Genomic DNA, 3350 nt, shown 5'->3' with positions numbered 1-3350 from the left:
GTCGTGGGGCCGGGCCGCGGCGCCGCGGGGGGGGGCCGGGGGGGGGGCGGGGGGGGGGGGGCGCCCCCGCCCCCCCGGGGCCCCCCCCGGGCCGCCTCACTGCCCGAGCTTGCAGATCTTCCAGGCGTCGCCCTCGACGGTGAGCACGATGGTCTGGTCGACCGGCATCGTGGCGCCGCCGAGCGTGTAGTCGCCGCTGAGCTCCGCCCGCGCCCGGTCGCCCTGCGCGGTCACCTGCCCCAGCTCCACCTGGAACCGCCCGCTGGAGAGCTGCTGGAACTGCTGGTCGAGCTCGGCGCGGTTGGCCTCGCACAGCTGCGGTCCCAGCGACGCGAAGTCGCCCGCGTTGACCTTGTCGACGAGCTCCTGCGCGGCCGGCCGCGGCTCACCGGGGCCACCGCTGCCGCCGAACAGGAAGAACGCGCCGACGGCGGCCCCGGCGACGACGAGCACGCCGACCCCGCCGAGGATCCACACCAGCGGGGACCGGCCCCGCTCGGACCCGTCGTCCTCGGGCTCGGCGGGCTGCTGGGTCCAGGAGCCCGCGCCGAACTCGCCGCCCCAGTTCGGGGCGGGCGGGATCGAGCCGAACTGGTCCTGGAACTGCCCGAACTGCGGGTCGAGCCGGGCTTGGCCGAACTGCGGCTGCGGCTGGCCGAACGGGTCCGGCCCGGGAGCGGCGGGGAAGGGCTGCTGGCCCGGTTGCGCGGGGACTCCGGTGATGGGGCCCTGCGGCCAGCCCGCGTGCTGGTTCGCGTAGAACGCGGGTTGCTGCTGCGGAGGTTGCGTGCCCTGGGTCGCCGCGCCGTCCGCCTGGTTCCCGCCCGGTCCGGGCTGTTGCGGCGGATAGGTCATGGGATGTTCCTCCCCCAAGGTCTGTGCCAGGCCGCACGGAAGTGCGGTCGCCGTCTTCTCGGCGCGCGTAAGTAGACCAGAGCGTTATCCGGCGCATGTCAGGAGTAGACCTTTCCCGTGTTGCGGTCCGGGGTGTCCCTCACCGGGTGAGATGCCCGACATGAGGATCTGGCCGGAGCACGTTTCGACCGCGGGAACCGCGGGTTGTTCCAAATGATGGGAGAAGTCGGACACGCCCGTCCGCAACGACACCCGGTTGTCAGCTCACCGACACCCGGATGCCGACGTTCGGCACCGAACGCGGTGGCGGAGCGGAAAACCCGTGGTCGTGCCCCCGGTCACGGCCACGACCGAAACCGGCCGGTGCCACCGAATGGACCATGATCGTGAACGCACCGTGTTCACCGTCCACTCCCACCACGCCCGGGCGGGGCCGCCGGGGGCGTTCGAATCATGGGTATTCGCCGATTTTTGTGGCACGCTGGCGGATCCGGCGGGCAATCACGACGCCGCCGTCGTCGGTGATCGCCGGTACCGTGGTGGTACGAGCACGGGAGGAGGGTGCCGATATGCAGCACGACCGTCCCGGCAGCCGGCCTGAGGAGGGCGGCGAGCAGCAGCCCGGCGGGCAAGCCGAGCTCAACAGCCAGATTCGTCTGCTCCAAGACGAAGTGGCGTTGCTGCGCCGAAAGCTCAACGAGTCCCCCCAACAGGCCCGGTTGCTGGAGAAGCGGCTGGCCGAGGCATCCGAGCGGGTGAGCCAGCTCACCGAACGGAACGCCAAACTCACCGAGACCCTGAAGGAAGCGCGCGGCCAGCTCACGGCCCTGCGCGAGGAGGTCGACCGCCTCGCCCAGCCCCCCAGCGGATACGGGACGTTCCTGTGCCGCTACGAGGACGGCACGGTCGACGTGTTCACCTCCGGCCGCAAGATGCGGGTCGCCGTCTCGCCCAACGTCGAGCTCGACGAGCTCGGGCTCGGGCAGTCCGTCCGGCTCAACGAGGCGCTGACCGTCGTGGAAGCGGGCGCCTTCGAGCAGATCGGCGAGGTGTGCACCTTCCGGGAGATCCTGCCCCCGAGCCTCACCGACACCGCGGGCACCCACCGCGCGCTGGTGCTCGGCCACACCGACGAGGAGCGCGTCGTGTGGTTGACCGATCCGCTGGTGGAGGCCGGGCTCAAGTCCGGTGACTCCGTGCTCGTCGACAGCAAGGCGGGCTACGCCTACGACACGGTGCCGAAGGCCGAGGTCGAGGACCTCGTGCTCGAAGAGGTCCCGGACGTGGGGTACCTGGACATCGGCGGTCTGGGCAGCCAGATCGAGCAGATCCGGGACGCCGTGGAGCTGCCGTTCCTGCACTCCGACCTCTACGTGCAGTACCAGCTGCAACCGCCGAAGGGCGTGCTGCTCTACGGCCCGCCCGGCTGCGGGAAGACGCTCATCGCGAAGGCGGTGGCGAACTCGCTGGCCAAGAAGGTCGCCGCGGCGCGCGGGGACGACGACGGGCAGGCGAAGTCCTACTTCCTGAACATCAAGGGTCCCGAGCTGCTGAACAAGTTCGTGGGCGAGACCGAGCGGCACATCCGGCTCATCTTCCAGCGCGCCAGGGAGAAGGCCTCCGAAGGCACTCCGGTCATCGTGTTCTTCGACGAGATGGATTCGATCTTCCGCACCCGCGGCAGCGGCGTGTCCTCCGACGTGGAGACCACGATCGTGCCGCAGCTGCTCTCGGAGATCGACGGCGTCGAGGGCCTGGAGAACGTCATCGTCATCGGCGCCTCCAACCGCGAGGACATGATCGACCCGGCGATCCTGCGACCCGGCAGGCTCGACGTGAAGATCAAGATCGAGCGGCCGGACGCCGAGTCGGCCAAGGACATCTTCTCCAAGTACCTCACCGACGCGCTGCCGGTCCACGAGGAGGACCTGCGCGAGTTCGGCGGGGACAAGGCCGCCTGCATCGACGCGATGATCCAGACGACCGTCGAGCGGATGTACGCCGAGACCGACGAGAACCGGTTCCTGGAGGTCACCTACGCCAACGGGGACAAGGAAGTCCTGTACTTCAAGGACTTCAACTCCGGCGCGATGATCCAGAACATCGTGGACCGGTCCAAGAAGGCCGCGATCAAGTCGGTGCTCGACACCGGGCAACCGGGCCTGCGGGTGCAGCACCTGCAGGACGCGATCATCGACGAGTTCGCCGAGAACGAGGACCTGCCCAACACGACCAACCCGGACGACTGGGCGCGGATCTCGGGCAAGAAGGGCGAGCGGATCGTCTACATCCGGACCCTGGTCAGCGGCAAGAACCAGGAATCCGGCCGGGCGATCGACACGGCCACCAACACCGGCCAGTACCTGTGAGCTAGCACGGGAAGCGGGGGGGCCCCGCCCCCCCCCCGCGGCGCGCCGCCGCGGGTGGGAGGGGGGGTGAGGGCCCCCCGGCGGGGGGGGAGGAGGGCGGCACGCGCGCGCCCGCAGGGGTGTTAT

The 3350-nt window shown here is 70.3% G+C and carries 2 protein-coding genes; one reads left to right on the top strand and one right to left on the bottom strand.

The window, feature by feature from the left end:
• Positions 1-96: 96 nt before the first annotated feature.
• Complete coding sequence (locus LCD35_RS25595) at positions 97-855, bottom strand: hypothetical protein (RefSeq protein WP_224968682.1); 759 nt, start codon at positions 853-855, stop codon at positions 97-99.
• Positions 856-1424: 569 nt separating this feature from the next.
• On the opposite strand from LCD35_RS25595, the gene arc reads away from it, so the two are divergent.
• Complete coding sequence (arc, locus tag LCD35_RS25590; protein WP_224960102.1) at positions 1425-3224, top strand: proteasome ATPase; 1800 nt, start codon at positions 1425-1427, stop codon at positions 3222-3224.
• The last annotated feature ends 126 nt before the right edge of the window (positions 3225-3350 follow it).

This window comes from Saccharopolyspora sp. 6V (assembly GCF_020176785.1).
GTDB classification, from domain to species: domain Bacteria; phylum Actinomycetota; class Actinomycetes; order Mycobacteriales; family Pseudonocardiaceae; genus Saccharopolyspora_C; species Saccharopolyspora_C gregorii.
This window is presented reverse-complemented; position numbering and strand designations above follow the sequence as displayed.